The organism is Paenarthrobacter sp. NPDC092416 (assembly GCF_044755025.1).
Classification (GTDB): domain Bacteria; phylum Actinomycetota; class Actinomycetes; order Actinomycetales; family Micrococcaceae; genus Arthrobacter.
This window is the reverse complement of sequence record NZ_JBIVQG010000002.1, coordinates 761,572-780,866: the sequence shown is the minus strand read 5'-3', so window position 1 is coordinate 780,866 and position 19,295 is coordinate 761,572. Positions and strand designations below refer to the sequence as shown.

The window sequence follows — 19,295 nt, the reverse complement described above, 5'->3', positions numbered from 1 at the left end:
CACCTTCTTGCGAAAAGCTGAGCCCGTGAGCACAGAACACCCTGCCGTGGCTGGAAATACGCACGCCTTGGCCACCCATCGTCCGCAATTGCCGGGTGCCTCCGCCGCACCAGCCGAGCGGACCCTTGTGGACATCCTCGAAGCTACCGCGGCTTCCTTCCCGGAGTCATCGGCGCTCGACGACGGCCAGAAGTCACTGAGCTACACGGAACTGCTCGCATCCGTCCGCGCTTTCGCCAGGAAGCTCCGCGCGTCCGGACTGGGTCGCGGGGACAAGATCGGCGTCCGTATCGCCTCGGGAACAAATGAGCTGTACATCGCCATCCTGGGCATCCTCTCGGCGGGGGCAGCATACGTTCCCGTAGATGCCGATGATCCCGACGAACGCGCACGGCTGGTCTTCGGTGAAGCCAAAGTGGCTGCCGTGGTAGGCGCCGGGCTGCGGATTGACGCAGCAGGTGCAGCGCGCCCGGCACTGACGGATTCCACGAAGCCCGGCCTGGACGACGATTCATGGATCATCTTCACGTCCGGCTCCACTGGAACGCCTAAGGGGGTCGCCGTCAAGCATCGTTCCTCAGCTGCTTTCGTGGACGCCGAAGCCAGAATCTTCCTGCAGGCCGAACCGATCGGCCCCCAGGACAGAGTCCTCGCAGGACTCTCTGTTGCCTTCGATGCGTCCTGCGAGGAAATGTGGCTTGCCTGGCGCCACGGTGCATGCCTGGTTCCCGCTCCCCGCGCTCTGGTGCGCACAGGCATGGACCTGGGACCGTGGCTTATCAACCATGGCATCACCGTGGTGTCCACAGTTCCCACCCTTGCTGCCCTGTGGCCCGCCGAGGCGCTGGAAAGCGTCCGCCTGCTCATCTTTGGCGGCGAAGCATGCCCGCCGGAGCTTGCCGAACGGCTCGCCGTCGACGGCCGTGAAGTATGGAACACCTATGGCCCCACCGAGGCGACCGTGGTGGCATGCGCGGCTCCGCTCGGCGGACCCGGCCCCGTACGGATCGGGCTTCCGCTGGACGGGTGGGACCTCGCCGTCGTCAATTCCGACGGCGTTCCGGTCGCAGAAGGCGAGATCGGCGAACTGATCATCGGCGGTGTCGGCCTGGCCCGCTACTTGGATCCCGCCAAGGATGCCGAAAAATACGCCCCCATGCCCACACTGGGCTGGACGCGCGCCTACCGGTCCGGCGACTTGGTGCGATTCGAAACCGAGGGCCTGATCTTCATGGGCCGCGCCGACGAGCAGGTCAAGCTGGGTGGGCGGAGGATCGAACTCGGCGAGGTCGATGCAGCGCTTCAGTCCCTTCCGGGTGTCGCCGGCGCTGCGGCCGCCGTCCAAACGACTGCCGCGGGGAACCAGATCCTGGTGGGCTACCTGGCCCCTGTTGAGGGCCTCGAACTGAACCTTGACGACGCTCGGGCGCTTTTGGGCGGCAGTCTTCCAGCTGCCCTGATACCGCTGCTGACCATGGTGGATTCCCTCCCCACCAAAACCAGTGGAAAAGTCGACCGCCATGCATTGCCTTGGCCGCTGGCAGGAGCCGGCGCCACCGAAGCCCGCAACGCACCGTTGAACCTTCCAGATGATGCGCGCTGGGTGGTCGAACAGTGGGAATCCGTGCTGGGAAGCCCCGTGGGATCCCTCGACGCTGACTTCTTCGCCTACGGCGGCGGCTCCCTGGCCGCCGCCCAGCTGGTTTCCGCGCTCCGCGTGCGCTATCCCACCATCACTGTGGCAGACATCTACGCCACGCCGCGCGTGGGCGCGCTGATCGACGCCGCCAGGCAGTCGATTCCCGACGGCGGTGTCCCCGGTCCGGCGGCGGAGCGCACCGTCCGCCCGACCGCCAGGAAGTCCCAAATCTTCCAGGTCCTCATGGGCGTCCCGCTGCACATCCTGGTGGGCATGCGATGGCTCACCTATCTAATGGCCGCCAATCGGCTCCTGGCTGATCTTGCCGGGTTCTCCGCGGCTCCCGTGGTGTCCTGGTGGTGGATTGCAGGGTCATGGCTGGTGTTCGTGAGCCCGTTGGGCCGGATGGGGATCTCCGTCTTGGCAGCACGCCTCCTTTTGCGGAAGGTCCAGCCGGGAACGTACCCGCGCTCCGGCAAGACACATTTGCGGCTGTGGCTCGCTGAACAGATCCAGGATCTTTCCGGCGCGATCGGGCTGGCCAGTGCCCCGTTTGTCCCGTACTACGCGCGTGCTCTTGGAGCCCGCATCGGCAAGGACGTACATCTCCATTCCCTGCCCCCAGTTACGGGTTTGCTGTCCCTCGGCGGCGGAGCCAACATCGAACCGGAAGTGGACCTTTCGGGCTGGTGGGTGGATGGCGACTCCGTCCACATCGGGCAGATCCACGTTGGCGCCGGAGCCGTCGTCGGGTCCCGCAGCACTCTCATGCCCGGCGCATCGCTCGGAGCGGGCGCCCATGTGGAACCAGGATCCGCAGTGCTTGGCAAGGTCAAAGCCGGGCACCTCGTAGCTGGTTCCCCGGCCGAGCGGCGAGGCAAAGCCAAGCACGACTGGCCCGAACCGTCCGTGCGGCGCCCAGTCCTGGACCGCCTATGGTTCTCGGCGTTCGCGGGGGCCTCGGCCCTGCTTGCCCTGATCCCGTACTTATCGGCCTCCGCTGGCGCTTGGGTCATCTACTCCTTCATTCGTGGGCATGAGTCTCTCGGGGCGGCCCTGCCGCAGATCGGTATGGCGTTGCCCTTGGCTGCGCTGGTGTGGTTCTTCGGAAACCTCATCCTGATTCTGGTGGTCGCCCGTCTCCTGGGCCTGGGGCTCAAGGAGGGCTACTACCGGGTCCGGAGCCGCATCGGGTGGCAGGTCTGGGCTACTGAACGCCTTCTGGACATGGCCAGGGACCTGCTCTTCCCCATCTACGCCAGCCTCTTCACTCCCGTCTGGCTGCGTCTGCTCGGCGCCAAGGTAGGGCGGAACGTAGAAGCATCCACGGTGCTGTTGGTGCCCCGCATGACAACCATCGGCGACGGCGCGTTTCTGGCCGACGACACCATGGTGGCTTCCTACGAGCTTGGCGGCGGCTGGATGAAAATCGCACCCACCAAGATCGGGAAGCGCTCGTTCCTGGGCAATTCCGGCATGACCGCCGCGGGCCGCAATGTTCCCAAGAACTCTCTGGTAGCCGTTCTTTCCGCTACACCGGCCAAGGCCAAATCCGGAACGTCCTGGCTGGGCAGCCCGCCTGTCAGGCTGCGCCGCACCGCCGTGGACGCCGATCAGAGCCTGACGTTCCAGCCGCCCTTGAAGCTCAAGCTGGCACGCGGGCTCTGGGAACTATGCCGACTCCTGCCGGTCATACTCACCGTGGCCATCGGCGTCGGCGTGATGCTGGTGCTCGACCTCATGGCCCGCGGGTGGGGCTATTGGCTGGCAGCTCTCCTTGGAGGCGTCGTGGTGCTGGCGGCAGGGGCCGTGGCTGCCTTCAGCTCAATCGTTGCCAAGTGGGCGCTGGTAGGGACGATTCGCGCCGGTGAGCACCCGCTGTGGAGCTCCTTCATTTGGCGCAACGAGGTAGTGGATACGTTCATCGAAATGGTGAGTGCACCGTGGTTCGCCCGTTCAGCTGCGGGAACCCCGGCCTTGGTGTGGTGGCTGCGAGGCCTCGGCGCAAAAATTGGTCACGGAACGTGGTGCGAAAGCTATTGGCTACCCGAAGCCGACCTCGTGACGCTCGGCGAAAACTCCACGGTCAACCGGGGCTGCGTGGTCCAGACCCACCTTTTCCATGACCGTGTCATGAGCATAGACACCGTGACATTGGGCAATGGCGCAACCATGGGTCCGCACGGCGTCATCCTCCCCGCAGCCAGCATTGGCAACGGCGGCACCGTTGGCCCTGCGTCGCTGGTCATGCGCGGCGAAACCGTCCCGGCCGGAACGTACTGGATGGGAAATCCCGTGAGTCCGTGGGAGGGTCCGGCTCCGCAAGGTGCCCTGCTCAAGTAGATTGGACAGACGGGAGCGCGGCGAGGCGCCACACAAGACAACTCGAATTGAGGCAACCGGATTCCATGACTGCACCGATCGTCACCCCTGTCGCTGACCCCTACACCCTGGACCACGGGAGCACCGGCTACCGTGTAGACCGGTACGAATTGGATCTCGACGTCAGGCTCGGCAGCAACAAGCTGATCGGCAAAGCAGTCCTGCGGTGTACTGCCTTGGAGGCGACATCCCGGCTGGTCCTGGACCTCGTGGGCTTGCGGGCGTCCAAGATCCAACTGGACGGCAAGAAGATCCCGAAGTTCAGCCACCGCGCCGAACATCTGGTGCTCACACCCGCTTCCAGCCTCCAGCCTGGCCAACAGTTCACGCTGGAGGTCCGCTATGACGGCAACCCCCAACCCCGCCGCGGATTGTGGGGCGAGGTTGGCTGGGAGGAGCTGAACGACGGCGTATTGGTAGCGGGGCAGCCGAATGGTGCAGCATCCTGGTTCCCGTGCAACGACCATCCCCGGTACAAATCGACCTTCCGCATCTCCGTGACAACCGATGACAATTACCGGGCGGTATGCAACGGACGGCTGGTCTCCCGCAGCCGCAAGTCAAGCCGTGAGACCTGGGTCTACGAACAATCCGAACCCATGGCCACCTACTTGGCCACGGTGCAAATCGGTCGCTACGGCATGCTCCCCCTCAACGCGGCAGACACCCACCACCGGGTGCCGCAATTCGCAGCGGTACCCGCAGACATGGCTGACGACGCCCGGCGGGGACTGCGCCGCCAGCCCGACATGATGAGGACCTTCGAGGACTGCTTTGGGCCCTATCCGTTCGCGGACTACACCTCGGTGGTCACCGAGGACGAACTCGAGATTCCTCTTGAGGCCCAGACGGTTTCCATCTTTGGCCGGAACCACATGCGCGATTCTTGGGAGGCCCAGCGGCTCATCGCCCACGAACTGTCCCACCAATGGTTCGGCAACTCACTCACGGTCAGCAATTGGAAAGACATTTGGCTGCACGAAGGCTTCGCCTGCTACGCCGAGTGGCTGTGGTCAGAAGAATCCCGAACCATGACGGTGGCTGACCGCGCGGCGGCGGCATGGAAGAAGCTGGCCAGCGCGCCCCAGGACTTGCTCGTTGGGGATCCTGGTCCAAGCCTGATGTTTGATGACCGCGTGTACAAGCGCGGCGCCCTTGCCGTCCACGCTGTACGCATCGCCGCCGGGGACGAAGCCTTCTTCGGTCTTTTGCGGCACTGGACCGCCGAGAACCGGCACGGATCCATCTCTACTGAGGCATTCCTTGAGGCGGCGGAATTCTTCATTCCGGGGTTGCGAGCAGCAGAGATCCTGCGGCCGTGGCTTTACGAGGCGCCGCTGCCTCCGCTCCCTTAGGCGTTCATCCCGGAACGTTCATCCCAGGGCCAGGGCAGCCACGAGTCCATCCGGCACATTGCCACTTTCGTGGATGCCGGTGATGTCGCAAAGGCCGGGCAGGTTCAGGACATCGAGCTCTGTGGGGTTTCGCCGCAAGCCCTCACCCGTCATCTTGAGCCAGGCCTCCTTACGGGCCCACAAGCGTGCGCGCTGCACTGTCCGCTGCGCTTCTGGCACGGTCTCCAGGAAATGCTTCTCCCCTGCGGCCAACGCAACGTCGTCGAAGCCTTCGAACGCTGCTTGATTGGTCGCTTCCAGGTCCACTCCCAGCCGGAGGCCATCCGTTGGATGTACGACGCCGGCCAGCAGCACCCAGCCCGATGCCCGTGACGCGCTGAGCACCAAGGGCGCGGGGCCGCCGTCGAGCATGAAACCCGGACGTCCGTGATCCTGGCGGGGACCACACTGCGGGCATCGATAGTCGGGCACGAGTTCGTGGGGCTCGACCTTCAGAAGGGAGGCGGCGAATCGTTGGAGGGCAACCCTGCCGGCGACGAATTCATCCCGATGATTGGTACTGGCGAAACGAAGGGCGCGGTCCGTGGCCGGTAGTCCTAGTGTCTGGAGAAGGTCGTCTGGAATGAGCACACCGTCGAGCCTGAGCAGCTCAAGGGCCGTGCCTTGCATCAGGACCTCCATAGCGGGTTGGGCCACCCGAAGTTGTTCACACAGGGTGGGGCCGCCAGTTCGATCCATCCTTGCGCCCTCGTCCCGTCTCATTTCTGTCACTGCCCGGTTCTGCCACTGCACAGCTCTGTCACTGCACAGCTCTGTCACTGCACAGCTCTGTCGCTGCTCGGCGCCCTGCCGCACGCTGGCACGATCATTCCTGGAGGGAATGCCGGACCTTCCACCCTTTCTAGAAGTTTAGCCATCTGGTAAGCCGCATTCGTCACGCTCCTGGGTTTGGACTGGTTCCCATGTTTAGACCAAACCCAGCCCCGGACAGCAGCGTTCCCCGCAGCCGACGCTGCGGGGAACGCTCCTCATGACTTAACCCAGCAGGGCTACTTCACGGATGTGAGGTAGTTCGCCAGCGTTGGGGTAATACGCGTACCCGAGTTGGAGCTGCCACCGTTGGTGTGGATGGCCACGATGGTATTGGAGCTGTTGTAGACGGGGGCGCCGCTCTGGCCGCCGTAAGTGTCCATCTTGTAGAAGACCTTCTCGGCTTGCGTGCTCTCAATGGGGCCGGTCATGGACCACATGGTGCCGAACGGCTTGTCGCCCGGGTAGCCGCGGACGGTCACGTTGATGCCGTTCAGGCTTGCCGTCGTTCCGGAGTAGTTCAACCAGCCAGTGGTGTTGCCGATGGTGCAATCGAGCTTGATGACGCCCCAGTCGGCGTTGGTGTTGGCCGAATCGATCCAGCGCTGGTCGGTGTAGATGTTGGTGGCTCCGCAGCTGCCGTAGGGGTCAGTGGAGCCGTTGCGCCCTGGAGCCACTTTGATTCCCCATGAGTAGTCAGCTTCCGAACCCGTGCCGCCCTCATGGACGCAGTGACCTGCCGTCAGGACGGTGTCGTCTGAGATCAAGGCCCCGGAGCAGATGTATCCACCGTTGAATTCAATCTGAACAATCGAGCGGCTAGGGGCAGCCGTGGTGTTCGTGATCTTGACCCGACCATCGGCGCCAATGACGGAGTCCGTGGACGCGCCACCATTTTTGAACGGCTGGAAGAACTTGTATTTGTCGGCCAGCGGCGAGGCGTCCGAGCCGGATGTCTGAGCCTTGTCCACGACGTGCTCCACAGGCTGCACCTCGGACTGGGCCGGCTGGGGCGTCGACTCTGACGCCACGGCCGCTCCGCCGAGCGAGGACGTAAGGGCAATTACTGCTGCCCCGACAAGCAAAGCAACGTTCTGCTTCTTCATGGGTACCTTTCAAAGGACGGCTCTTGTGAAACCGCACGAGGGATGTGATACACATGTTTCACATATGTATGACAAAACTGTCATACACATGTGAATACTCTGTCAAGATGCTGGGAGTGCAATCTCATTAAAACGAAATCCCCGGAACCAGAACGGTCCCGGGGATTATCGTTGGTGAAGAAGATCAGCGCTGGACTGCTCCGAAGCGTTCCGTAGCAACGGCCACCGCTGCGGAACGGGCTTCCGAGGCCTCGTCAGCCGTCAGAGTGCGGTCCGTGGCACGGAAGCGGAGCCCGAACGCCAGGGACTTCTTGCCCTCGTCAATGCCCGGACCCGCATAGACATCGAACAAGGCGACGTCTTCCAGGAGTTCTCCGGCGCCTTCGCGCAACGCAGCCAGGACCTCGTCAGCCGGCACCTCCTGCGGGACCACCAAGGCGACATCCTGCGTCGCCACCGGGAAGCCTGAGATGTGCTTGGCTACGATGACGTCAGCAGCTGCCTCGAACAATGCGTCGACGTTGACCTCGAGCGCAACCGAGCGGGCCGGCATGTCGTGGGCGGCAAGCAGCTTCGGGTGCAACTCGCCGGCATAGCCCACGATGTCCCCGCTTCGAAGCGCAAGCTGGGCTGCGCGTCCAGGGTGGAATGCCTGGTGGCTGCCCTGGCTGACAACCAGCTCAATGCCAAGGACATCGGCCATGAGACGAGCAACATCCAACGCATCTGCCCAATCCCACGCGCGCGGCTTGTGCGTGGCAGCGGCCGGAGAGTCATGGCCAGTCAGGACCGCAGCGATGTGGAGCGGCTGGTGCGGGACGCCGTCGTACAGGGCATCCAGTACCTCATCTGCAGGCTTGATGCCCAGCGGAGGAATGGAATCCGTACCGAGCTTCTCCCCCGGAAGGAACACGGAACCAGCCTCATAGATGGCAAGGTCGCGGAATCCGCGGGAGTGGTTGCGGCGGGCAACCTCAAAAAGTCCGGGCAGGATAGACGTGCGAAGGTAGCCATGCTCCTCGCTGATGGGGTTCGCCAGCTTCAAAGCGGGACGAGCTTCGCCTTCCATGGCCACACCGAAGGTGTCGTTGGATGCCTTGGAAACGAACGGGTAGGACAGCACCTCGGTGAGCCCTGCGTCCGCCAGCGCCTGCACAACGCGGCGCTTCTGCTGCTGCGTGCGGCTCAGGCCGCGGCCCGGAGGAGCCACAGGAAGCGTGGCCGGAATGTTTTCGTAGCCCACCAGCCGGGCAATTTCCTCGGAGAGGTCTTCCTTGGTTTCGAGGTCATTTCGCCAGCTCGGGGCGGTGACCAAGTAACCGGAGCCGGTCTTCTCAACCACGGCGCCAAGGTCCACCAAGGAGGTAGTGATCTGCTCGTTGGTGAAGTCGATGCCGATACGGGCGGAGGCGAAGTCGGCGGGCAGCTCGATGGTGACGGCGTCAGGTGCGGTGCCGACGTCGGTCCCGGTCTCATCCGCCGTCCCACCGGCGAGTTCAACCAGGAGGTCCACCACGCGCTGGGCAGCGATGTTCGCCACGTGCCAGTCCACGCCGCGCTCGAAACGCTTGGATGCTTCCGACGGCAGCTTGTGGCGGCGACGGGAGCGGGCGATGGAAACTTCGTCGAAGTGCGCCGCCTCCACGAGGATGTTCGTCGTGGAGTCGGAAACCTCGGTGTGTGCACCTCCCATGACCCCTGCGATGCCGATGGCGCCGGAGTCGTCGGTGATCAGGAGGTCCTCGACGTCGAGCTTGCGCTCCTTGTCGTCAAGGGTGGTGATCTTCTCCCCCGCGACGGCACGGCGGACCACGATGTCGCCCGAAAGCTTGTCGAGGTCGTAACAGTGGTTCGGCTGACCGAGCTCAAGCATCACGTAGTTGGAGATGTCCACAGGCAGCGAAATGGAACGCACGCCGGCAAGGCGAAGGCGGGCAGACATCCACGGCGGGGTGGGACGGGACGCGTCCACACCACGGACTGTGCGGGCCACGAAGCGGTCGCAGCCAGGCTTTCCGTAAATCGGGGCGTCATCGTTGAGCTTGACGCCGTATCCGCCCTGGAGCGTAGCCGGTGCAGTGACCTTGGAAGCGGGGTCCACGAACGCCGTACCCGTGGCGTGGGCATATTCGCGTGCCACACCGCGGATGGAGAAAGCGTAACCGCGGTCCGGAGTCACATTGATTTCCGCTGCCTGGTCGTAGAGACGGAGCAGTTCCATCGCGTCAGTGCCGATTTCCGGATCCAAGCCGATGCGGGACAGCACGAGGATGCCGTCGTGGTCATCTCCGATGCCGAGTTCGCGAACTGAGGCGATCATGCCCGCAGACAGGTGGCCGTACGTCTTACGCGCGGAGATGTGGAAGTCGCCGGGCAGCACTGCGCCCGGAAGCGTGACCACAACTTTGTCGCCTTCTACGAAGTTGTGGGCACCACAGATGATGCCCTGCACACCGGAAGGATCAATACCCTTGCCGGCGAGGGTCTGCTCCTGCCCTTCCGGAACAACGCGGACTTGGCACCAGTTGATGGTCTTGCCGTTGGTCTGCGGTTCCTTGACCAGGCTCAGCACCTGGCCCACCACAACAGGACCCTTCAATTCATCCGTGGGACGGTGAACTTCTTCTTCTTCGAAGCCAACCTTGACCAGGTCCGCCATAACGTCTTCGGCCGTTGCATCGGCCGGAACCTGCGCGAATTCACGCAGCCAGGAAAGTGGGATACGCACTGTTAGATCTCCATCCCGAAGTGCTCGCTGAAACGTACATCGCCCTCGATCATGTCGCGCATGTCGCCGACTTCGTTGCGGAACATGAGCGTCCGCTCAATGCCCATGCCGAAGGCAAAACCTGAGTAAACATCCGGATCGATGCCGGCTGCCCGGAGGACGTTGGGGTTGACCATGCCGCAGCCGCCCCATTCGATCCAGCGGGGACCACCCTTGGCACCGGGGTGCCAGATGTCCAGTTCGGCCGACGGCTCGGTGAACGGGAAGTAGTTGGGGCGCAGGCGGATGGAGGCTTCGTCGCCGAACATCTGGCGCGCGAAGTGCTCCAGCGTGCCGCGCAGGTCCGCCATGCTCAGGTTCTTGTCGATCGCCAAGCCCTCGAACTGGTGGAAGACAGGGGTGTGCGTAGCGTCCAGCTCGTCCGTGCGGAACACCTTGCCCGGGCACAGCACGTAGATGGGCACTTCGCGTTCCAGCATGGAGCGCACCTGTACCGGTGACGTGTGCGTGCGCATAAGCAGGTGCGCCTCCGGAGGTTCCACGAAGAACGTGTCCTGCATCTCGCGGGCAGGGTGGTCCGGTTTGAAGTTCAGGGCGTCGAAGTTGAACCACTCAGACTCCACCTCGGGACCCTCTGCGATTTCCCAACCCATGCCAACGAAGATGTCCGACACGCGGTCCTGCAGCGTGGACAACGGGTGACGGGCACCGGCGCGTCGACGACGGGGTCCGGCAGTGACGTCCACGGTTTCCTCAATGAGGATGCGGGCGTCATTCTCTGCCTCGAGAACTTCGGTCCGGGCTGCGAGCGCCTGGTTGACCCGTCCGCGCGAGGAACCCATGAGCTTGCCTGCCGCTGCCTTCTGTTCCTTGGCAAGGCCACCGATTTCACGGTTGGCCAGGCTCAGGGGCGACTTCTCACCCGTGTGTGCGAGGCGGACGGCCTTGAGTTCTTCGAGGGAGGAAGCGGCCGCAATGGCGGCAATGGCGTCCTCAACGGCGGAGGTGATGGCGGCTTCATCCAGCGGATTCGGGATGGCGGCGCCTGGCAAAGTGTCAGTCATCTACTGTTCTTAGCTACGAGTCGGGAACGGCCGGCATGGCAGGCCTGCAAAACGAAAGGGTAGCGCTCACCGCGGACGGTGGGCACTACCCTTCAGTCTAGTTGAACCTCGCGGACCGGATTTAACCGTGGAGTTATGTCCAGCTTCTGTCTTTATGAGCCCGCTGGCTAAGGGCGGGACCTGTGCAAAGGCAGAGCCTGGACAAAAACTTCGGAAAGGCTACTTGCCCGCCACCGGTGGTGTGGCGGGTGGCGGTGGCGCCTGGCCGTCGTCGTGCCTGGGTTCTGCGACCGGCGGCTGGGCTGGCGGCTGCGCCTGCGGGGGCTGAGCCCCTGGCGTGTAGCCCTGGCCAGCCCAGTTCTGTTGGGGTGGCTGAACTGGTTGCTGGGGGTAGCCGGGCTGTTGCGGCGGCTGGGCGGGAGGTTGGAAACCTTGCTGGCCGGGTTGCTGGTAACCCGGCTGGGCAGGCTGTTGGTAACCCGGCTGGGCAGGCTGCTGGTAACCCGGCTGCTGTGGGGCAAACTGCTGCGGCGCGAAGCCAGGCTGGCCATAGGGCGGGGTTCCTGCGAGCGCCGGCACCGGCTGCGCGGACCGCCTGCGCAACAGCACGAAGAGGAGAACCAGTGCAGCGGCAATGACGAGCACGGCCACCAGAGTCCAGATCAACCACATCGGCACGGCGAATCCTGCACTCGCCTCGGCTTTGGCATGGACTGTGGTGTCGGTGACGGCAAGCATGTCGAACGTTGCTGTGTTGCCGTCGATGGTTGCGCCCTTGGCCTCAACCACTTTGCCGGGGAAGGTGAACTTCACGGACGCTTCGTCGAAGATGGATTTGGCCATGCTGGCAGCTGCCGGGTCACTGCTGTCTGTCCCCGTGACTCCGCCCATGGTGATGAGGTAGAAGTCGCCCTCCTTCTTCAATTCGAAGGGCGTTTCTGCGGAACTTGACGATTCCGCCAACTTGGCCGGGTCCAAGTTGACGGCGGTGATGCGTTTGCCCTTGTATTTGTCGTCCTCGTAGTCCACCACCGTAGCGCCCTCAGGGATGTCCATGTCCCCGCTTGCGCTGCCGTTGGACTCCATGAATTCGTCGAAGGTTTTCTCACCCAGGACCGATTTCTGGATGGCGTAGACAACTTCGTAGTCGACGCTCTTCTCGTTGTTGACCTTGACTGACATGTTGAGCTTGAAGCAGCCGGTCAATGCCACCATTACTGCGATCATCACGCCGACGATGCCGATGGCCCGTTTCGCGTTCATGTTCCCCCTCTTCCCCCTCGGATCCGGAGGCACCAGGCGTGCCCCGGTGGTCCGTGAACAGAGTATCCCCGGCTTTGGCCCGCAAGCCATAAGTCACCGGTATTAGCATGGCTTCATGACCCCCGGGCAGCGCTTGCGGCAGATCGCCAACGTCCTGAACCTGAGCACGCCCATAGGACTCTTGGTGGCCGCAGCGTCCCATTCGAAAGTCTCACATGGACCCCGTGGCCTGCTGGTGGCTGCAGGTTACTCCTGGAAACTCCCCCACGCCGGCGCGTTCACGGTTGGGAACGTCGTTCTGTACAGGGCACCCGAGGGCTTGGCGGGCCGCGACCCCGTTCTGCTCGGGCACGAGGAGCGGCACAGCACTCAGTACTCGTATTGCCTCGGACTGCCGTTCCTCGTGCTGTATGGAGCTTCCGCCGGCTGGTCCATGCTCCGCACGGGCAATCCGGCGTCGGGCAATTTCTTTGAACGACAGGCGGGGCTCGCTGCGGGCGGCTACATTGACACTGACCACCAAGGGCAGGACGGTCCTGCCGGCAAGGGAATCGAGGCTTAGGCATGAACCGAAGCATCACTGTTACAGGAACCGCCAGCGCGGGGGCAGTCCCGGATTTGGTCACGTTGACGCTGGGCGTGGAGACCCGCAGCGGAACCGCCGCGAAAGCGTACGACGACGCCGGACGCGCGGCCAGCGCTGTTGCCGCCGCTCTCCATGGCGCAGGATTGCAAAACCGCGACGTGAGGACGAACGGCCTGAATCTCCGGGCGGAGCTCGTTTGGGTCGAAGGCCAGGGCCAAAAAGTCACAGCCTATGTGGCCAGCACCAACTTGCAGGTGGGGGTCCGGGCGCATGCCGATGCGCCTTCCGTCATCGCGGCCGCCATCGCCGCGGGTGGAGACGCCATCCGCATCAACGGCATAGAGCAGGGCTTCGCGGATGCTTCCGCGGTGACAGCCCAGGCCCAGCAAGCAGCATGGCAGGACGCCTTGGCCCGTGCGCAGCAATATGCCGAATTGGCCTCCGCCCGTCTGGGACCCGTCATTTCCATTTCGCAGCTGCCCACGCATGGCGCTCCGATCCCCGTCGGCGGACTGGCCCGGGCCTACGCCGCAGAAGCCGTTCCGGTTGAGGCCGGCGAATCATCGGTGTCAGCGAGCGTCACGGTGCAGTGGGAGCTGCTGGAGTCCTAGTGGATTGCCCCTGCTGAAAGTTTCACGTCGAGGCCGGTCCCCACCGCTGTTCTGGCGATGACGGCGATCCCCTCGGCCATGACCCCAAGAGGCAGGGATGGGGCCGTGCTTTCGGCCTGCAGCTGTTCGGCGCTGTAAGGGACGTGAACGAACCCGCCGCGCGTCTCCGTGTCTGCCGCCAAGTGATGCATCAGTGCGTAGAACACGTGGTTGCAAACATAGGTGCCTGCCGACTGGGATACCTCTGCCTTGATTCCGGCGACTTGGAGGTTCCGCAGTGCGGCTTTGACCGGCAGCTTGGAAAAGTAGGCGGAGGGCCCTCCAGGCACCACTTCTTCGTCGATGGGCCGCTGACCTTTGTTGTCCGGAATGCGCGCATCATCACAATTGATGGCCACCCGTTCCAAGGAAAGACGTTCACGCCCACCCGCCAAGCCCGCGCACACGATGACGTTCGGCTGATAGCGGGCAATGGACTCCACGAGCACGTCTACGGACTCGCCGAAAACGCAGGGCAACTCCACCGCCTCGGCCGTGTAACCCTCCCGACGGAGGATTTCCCTGGCCAGCTGGACGGCCTGCCAGGACGGGTTGATGCTGTCCGCACCGAAGGGCTCGAAGCCGGTCAGGAGAATCATGGGCCAACCATAGCAACATCCGGAATCGGCCTTCGATGGCCTTGACAATCATTCGAACATACATTCGAATAGAGCTCATGAGATGGGACGCACAAGCACTTTCGCCCAATCGCGAACCGGCGCCCGGAGACAATGGCGGTAAGGGTCCAGGGTCGGCCCCGGCCCTGGAGGCACTTTTGCCGCTTGCCGGGCTTGTGCGTTCCGTTTCGACACCCGAATTCTCCGGAGTCACCTTCCATGAGGTCACCGCCAAGTCAGTGCTCAACAAGGTGGCTGCCGGTTCGCAGATGCCGTTCGAATGGACCGTCAACCCCTACCGGGGATGTAGTCACGCCTGCGTCTATTGCTTCGCACGCAAGAGCCACACGTATTTGGAGTTCGATGCCGGCCAAGACTTCGATTCGCAGGTAGTGGTGAAGATCAATGCCGCAGAGGTCCTCCGGAAAGAACTCGCCAAACCCTCATGGGAGCGGCATCAGGTAGCCCTCGGCACCAACACAGACCCTTACCAACGCGCCGAGGGCCGGTATGCACTTATGCCTGGCATCATCGGTGCTCTCGCCGATTCCGGCACTCCATTCTCTATCCTCACCAAGGGCACGTTGCTGGCCCGGGACATCCCGCTGCTCAAGCACGCGGCCACGCAGGTTCCCGTGGACCTTGGCATTTCGCTGGCCATGACCAACCAGGACCTCGCTGCCATCATCGAACCTGGCACGCCCTCGCCCAGGGCACGACTGAAACTGATCAGCCGCCTCCGGGACGCCGGACTGGGATGCGGGGTGATGGCCATGCCCATCCTGCCGTGGCTCACTGATTCGGATGAAGCCTTGGACGCGCTGTTCTCAGCCCTGACAGAGGCCGGCGCCACAGGAGTTACTGCCGGTGCCCTGTACCTCAAGCCCGGCACACGGGAATGGTTCATGAAGTGGCTCGCCGCCCACCAACCCGAACTGCTGGGCAAGTACCGCCGCCTCTATGGCCAAGGCTCCTACGCTTCCAAGGAATATCGGACCTGGCTCGCTGGCCGGGTCAGTCATTTCAAAGCGAAGTACGGTTACGCCGGCACGCACGGTTTCAGCCACCGGAATGCCCGACCGGCAGCTGGCAGGGCCATCGCCCACACAGCAGCGCCAAGCCACGACGAAAGCCTGGTTCTGCCCGGGCAACAGCCACTTTTCTGAATCGTTGACCAGCGCCCTCCAAAGGTGCTCCGTTATGCCGGTGCAGCTACCCGTTCCAACAAAGCCCGGACAATGGGGAAGTCCGCGGGGATCCACGGGAGATTGAGAGCTTCCCCATCATCACCCAGCGAAACCCAACGCAATTCGTCATGGTCTTCAAGAGGACGTGGCTCGCCTCCCGTGATTTCCGCGAACCAAACGCGCATGGCCGCACGCGTATTCAACGGCCAGCCGTCCGTCTGGCCAGACTCCAGTTCGGCACCTAGACGAACGGCGACGCCCAGCTCTTCCGCAAGTTCGCGGTGCAGGGCGGCCTCCGCGGCCTCCCCCGACTCCACCTTGCCTCCTGGGAATTCCCACATCCCGGCGAACTGCGGCGGCGCGGTTCGGCGTGCGACCAGAAGGCGGCTGGGCGTTTGAAGGGAGTCGACCACGGCGGCGCCCACAACGTGTATCAGGGAAGTCACCACAACAGTGTATGGGGGCCGAGGTCATGGGCATCGTCACAATACGACGTCAAGTGGCAGGCACAGGACTAAACTTGTTATCGGATTTTCTCCAGCATCCCCCGGCCCACAAGGCACCCTAAGAAGCAGGCTTATGACTACCACCGTGTCCTCACACGCAACCGCCACATCACCACAACGCCACCTCGGCCTGGCCATTCTGGCGCTGGCCATGGGCGGGTTCGCCATTGGCACTACCGAATTCGCGATGATGGGATTGCTCAAGGAAATTGAGCAAGGGCTCGGCATCAGTACGCCCGAGGCAGGCAACCTGATCTCGGCCTATGCCTTGGGCGTTGTCATCGGTGCACCGGTGTTCGCGGCCTTTGGTGCGAAGCTGCCCCGCAAGCATCTGGCCTTGGGACTCATGTTGTTCCTGTCCGTTGCAAACCTGACATCATTCATCGCACCCGACTACGGCTTCATGCTGCTCTCACGCTTCGCCTCCGGACTCCCCCACGGCGCATTCTTCGGCGTTGCAGCTGTCATCGCAGCCGGCCTCGTAGCGCCCACCAAGCGGGGCTGGGCAATCTCCATGGTGATGGCCGGACTTACCGTCTCCAATGTCATTGGCGTGCCCCTGGCAACGTGGCTTGGCCAGGCATTCGGTTGGCGGCTCCTCTTCATCGTGGTCGGCGTCATTGGCCTGCTGACCGTCGCCCTCATCTGGAAGTTCGTGCCCTTCGAAGCCGCGCATCCTGAGGCCAGTATCCGGCGTGAGCTCGGCGCCCTGAAGCGGCTGCAAGTGTGGCTGGCCCTGCTGATCGGCATCATCGGCTTTGGCGGCTTCTTTGCGGTTTACACCTACATCGCGCACACCATGACTGCGGTGGCAGGGATTCCGGAGAGCCTCATCCCCGCAGTCGTGGCGTTGTACGGCTTGGGCATGGTGGTGGGCAACATCATGGGTGGGCGCATCGCCGATCGCTCCGTCATGGGCACCATCTACAAGGTCATGCCCGGCATCGCTGCTGCGTTGGTTGTTTACGCCATCGCGGCACACTGGGCCTGGTCCGCCTTCATCATGGCCTTTGTTGTGGGCGCCATCGGTTCCATGTTGGTGCCCGCCCTGCAGACCCGCCTCCTGGACGCGGCCCCCGGCGCCGCGTCGCTCGCATCCTCCCTCAACCACTCCGCGCTCAACATCGCCAACGCGCTGGGGGCCTTCCTTGGCGGAACGGTGATCGCTTGGGGTTGGGGCTACGTGGCTCCGGCGCTCGTTGGCGCGGCCCTCGCCATCTTGGGCCTTGGCGTTGCCTCCTTGAGCGGCTGGCTCGAACGGAAACGCCCGTTGGCCGTCTGACTGCCGCAGCCAAGACGGTTAGGCCAGCCACGACACGGAGGGCCACTATCAGCCATCAATAACGGGACGACAGCAGCACCAAAAAGGGCGGACTCCGCATCGCGGAGCCCGCCCTTTTTGTCTTTGCTTGCTTACGGAGCGGTGACGCGCTCAACGTCAGGCTCGAGATAGATGACCCGGGCGATCGGCACGGCAGCACGGATGCGCTGTTCGGCGTCGTCAATCACCTTGGCGATTGCCTGACCGGTGTCGGCGGCACCCATGGTGATCTTGGCGGCGACCAGCAGTTCATCCGGCCCCAGGTGAAGGGTCTTCAAGTGGATGATGCGGGTGCCATCGGCCTCGATAGCCTGGGCAATGCGGGCGACATCTTCCTTGGTGGCGGACTCGCCCAGCAGCAGAGACTTGGTTTCCAGCGCGAGGATCACGGCAATGGCAACCAGCAGGAGGCCGATCATGGCCGTGCCGAGGGCGTCCCAAACGCCGTTTCCGGTGATTAGGGTCATGCTGACACCGAAGAGGGCGAAGACCAGCCCAAGGAGGGCGCCAAAGTCTTCAAGGAGGATCACGGGAAGTTCCGGCTGTTTGGCGTTGCGGACGAACTTAACCCAGCTTTGCTTACCGCGGATGTGGTTGGACTCGATGATGGCCGTGCGGAACGAGAACGACTCGGCAACGATCGCACCCACCAGTACTGCCAACGGCACCCACCAGAAGTCGCCTTCGATGCCGTGCGGGTGCTGGAACTTCTCCCACGCCTCGTACAGTGCGAAAAGGCCACCCACGCTGAACAACACAATGGAAACGATGAATGCGTAGATGTACCGTTCACGGCCATAACCGAACGGGTGCTCCGGGCTGGCTGCGCGCTTGGCTCGTTTGCCGCCCACCAGAAGCAGGATCTGGTTTCCGGAGTCCGCCACTGAGTGAATGGCTTCAGCCAGCATGGACGATGACAGCGTCAGGATGAAAGCAATGAACTTCAGTACTGCGATGGTCAAATTCGCGGCGAGGGCCGCCACGATCGCTTTGGTACCGCCACTTGCAGCCACGAAAGCTTCACCTCTTCGGGTTCGGGAACTATTGGAATGCGCAAAGAAGAGTCGTCATCGTCTGATCTTGCAAGCATTACCGTACCCGGATGCGGGGCACCAGCGCACACCCACACAGCGCGGCACCCGACGTGACGTGGCTGGCGAAGTCCTAGGCGCCTTGCTGTGACCTTGCGCTGGCGTAGAGGCACACCGTGGCCGCGGTGCCTAGATTCAGGCTCTCAGCTGACCCGTAGACGGGGACAGCCACCCTGTGGTCTGCCAGAGCCAGTTCAACGTCAGACAGGCCCTGGGCTTCATTCCCGAACAACCAGGCGGTCGGGGCTTCAAGGGCATATTCGGACGCGATGCCGTCCTTGCCGAGGCGCCGCGCGGCGTTCTCATCCTGCAGTTGATCCAGGTTCACAGTGCCGTAGCCGTCTGCAGCAAGGACCCCGATCCCCCGCTGCTTGCACTGGGCAACGACGTCCTCCACGTCAGCTCCGAGAACCACCGGCAGGTGGAACAGCGAACCAGCAGTCGAACGTACGGCTTTGGGGTTGTAGATATCAACGCTTGACCCGGTCAACACCACAGCATCAGCGCCGGCTGCGTCCGCTGCCCGCAGAACTGTACCGGCGTTCCCGGGGTCCCGTACCTGGCACATCACAGCGATCAAACGAGGATCGGCGTCGAGCACTGAGTCCAACGTCACGTCGACGAAACTGCAGACAGCCACAATTCCCTGCGGGTTGACGGTGTCCGCCATGGCAGACAGAACCTCGTCGGTCGCAATCCGCAGCAGCGTTCCACGCGAGAGGTCGGCCAGTTCGGGGAGGCGTTCCAGGCACGCCTCGCTGGCGAACACTTCATGGACGACGGCGGGCTCCCCCGCCGCCAGGCGGTCGCGGTGGAGGCTAAGTGCCTCACGTACCGCCTGCGGTCCCTCAGCCAGGAACCGCCCGCGCTTTAAACGCGCCGGGCGCCCGGCAAGTTTGGCGACGTCCCTCACCCGATCGGCTCGGGGGTTGGTCATCATCACGTCTTGCGGGCGCCCGGTTTCGTTCATATAAAGAACTTTAGTGGCAG

At 63.4% G+C, this 19,295-nt stretch carries 15 protein-coding genes; 6 read left to right on the top strand and 9 right to left on the bottom strand.

Annotation, left to right across the window (positions count from 1 at the left end; genetic code table 11):
• Positions 1-25 precede the first annotated feature (25 nt).
• Together ACIQC5_RS07675 and ACIQC5_RS07670 are read left to right on the top strand one after the other, a co-directional pair.
• Complete coding sequence (locus ACIQC5_RS07675; RefSeq protein ID WP_400280104.1) at positions 26-3,982, top strand: Pls/PosA family non-ribosomal peptide synthetase; 3,957 nt, start codon at positions 26-28, stop codon at positions 3,980-3,982.
• Between the two features lie 65 nt (positions 3,983-4,047).
• Positions 4,048-5,376 carry a M1 family metallopeptidase gene (locus tag ACIQC5_RS07670; RefSeq protein ID WP_400280102.1) on the top strand — a complete coding sequence of 443 codons (1,329 nt, stop codon included), beginning with the start codon at positions 4,048-4,050 and terminating at the stop codon, positions 5,374-5,376.
• Positions 5,377-5,394: 18 nt separating this feature from the next.
• On the opposite strand, the gene ACIQC5_RS07665 is transcribed toward ACIQC5_RS07670, so the two are convergent.
• The 5 genes from ACIQC5_RS07665 to ACIQC5_RS07645 form a co-directional block, all read right to left on the bottom strand.
• Positions 5,395-6,045, bottom strand: coding sequence for a 4'-phosphopantetheinyl transferase family protein (locus ACIQC5_RS07665; protein WP_400280100.1), 651 nt, complete (start codon positions 6,043-6,045; stop codon positions 5,395-5,397).
• A gap of 380 nt (positions 6,046-6,425) precedes the next feature.
• A complete protein-coding gene (locus ACIQC5_RS07660; RefSeq protein WP_400280098.1) occupies positions 6,426-7,292 on the bottom strand; it encodes a trypsin-like serine peptidase in 867 nt (288 codons plus the stop codon).
• 184 nt (positions 7,293-7,476) lie between these two features.
• Positions 7,477-10,020 (bottom strand): phenylalanine--tRNA ligase subunit beta, encoded by a 2,544-nt coding sequence (gene pheT, locus ACIQC5_RS07655; RefSeq protein WP_400280096.1) that lies wholly within the window; start codon positions 10,018-10,020, stop codon positions 7,477-7,479.
• Positions 10,021-10,022: 2 nt separating this feature from the next.
• A complete protein-coding gene (pheS, locus tag ACIQC5_RS07650; protein WP_400280094.1) occupies positions 10,023-11,084 on the bottom strand; it encodes a phenylalanine--tRNA ligase subunit alpha in 1,062 nt (353 codons plus the stop codon).
• A 219-nt stretch (positions 11,085-11,303) separates the two neighbouring features.
• A complete protein-coding gene (locus ACIQC5_RS07645; protein ID WP_400280092.1) occupies positions 11,304-12,347 on the bottom strand; it encodes an LppM family (lipo)protein in 1,044 nt (347 codons plus the stop codon).
• Positions 12,348-12,462: 115 nt separating this feature from the next.
• On the opposite strand from ACIQC5_RS07645, the gene ACIQC5_RS07640 reads away from it, so the two are divergent.
• Together ACIQC5_RS07640 and ACIQC5_RS07635 are read left to right on the top strand one after the other, a co-directional pair.
• Positions 12,463-12,909: a hypothetical protein gene (locus tag ACIQC5_RS07640; RefSeq protein WP_400280090.1), complete on the top strand. Its 447-nt coding sequence runs from the start codon at positions 12,463-12,465 to the stop codon at positions 12,907-12,909.
• A gap of 2 nt (positions 12,910-12,911) precedes the next feature.
• Positions 12,912-13,544 (top strand): SIMPL domain-containing protein, encoded by a 633-nt coding sequence (locus ACIQC5_RS07635; protein ID WP_400280088.1) that lies wholly within the window; start codon positions 12,912-12,914, stop codon positions 13,542-13,544.
• Here the strand turns inward: ACIQC5_RS07635 and pcp are convergent.
• The gene (gene pcp, locus ACIQC5_RS07630; protein WP_400280086.1) at positions 13,541-14,182 is read right to left on the bottom strand and encodes a pyroglutamyl-peptidase I; all 642 of its coding nucleotides are present in this window, start codon (positions 14,180-14,182) and stop codon (positions 13,541-13,543) included. The genes ACIQC5_RS07635 and pcp overlap by 4 nt on opposite strands.
• Positions 14,183-14,259: 77 nt before the next feature.
• Between pcp and ACIQC5_RS07625 the strand changes: the two genes are divergently transcribed.
• Complete coding sequence (locus tag ACIQC5_RS07625; RefSeq protein WP_400280084.1) at positions 14,260-15,366, top strand: Rv2578c family radical SAM protein; 1,107 nt, start codon at positions 14,260-14,262, stop codon at positions 15,364-15,366.
• Between the two features lie 32 nt (positions 15,367-15,398).
• Here ACIQC5_RS07625 and ACIQC5_RS07620 read toward each other — a convergent pair whose 3' ends face one another.
• A complete protein-coding gene (locus ACIQC5_RS07620; protein WP_400280082.1) occupies positions 15,399-15,833 on the bottom strand; it encodes a (deoxy)nucleoside triphosphate pyrophosphohydrolase in 435 nt (144 codons plus the stop codon).
• Positions 15,834-15,966: 133 nt separating this feature from the next.
• Between ACIQC5_RS07620 and ACIQC5_RS07615 the strand changes: the two genes are divergently transcribed.
• Positions 15,967-17,175, top strand: a complete 1,209-nt coding sequence (locus ACIQC5_RS07615) for an MFS transporter (protein WP_400280080.1) — start codon at positions 15,967-15,969, stop codon at positions 17,173-17,175.
• Positions 17,176-17,306: 131 nt separating this feature from the next.
• On the opposite strand, the gene ACIQC5_RS07610 is transcribed toward ACIQC5_RS07615, so the two are convergent.
• A complete protein-coding gene (locus tag ACIQC5_RS07610; protein ID WP_400280078.1) occupies positions 17,307-18,227 on the bottom strand; it encodes a cation diffusion facilitator family transporter in 921 nt (306 codons plus the stop codon).
• 151 nt (positions 18,228-18,378) lie between these two features.
• Positions 18,379-19,275, bottom strand: a complete 897-nt coding sequence (locus ACIQC5_RS07605; RefSeq protein ID WP_400280076.1) for a TrmH family RNA methyltransferase — start codon at positions 19,273-19,275, stop codon at positions 18,379-18,381.
• Positions 19,276-19,295: the final 20 nt, after the last annotated feature.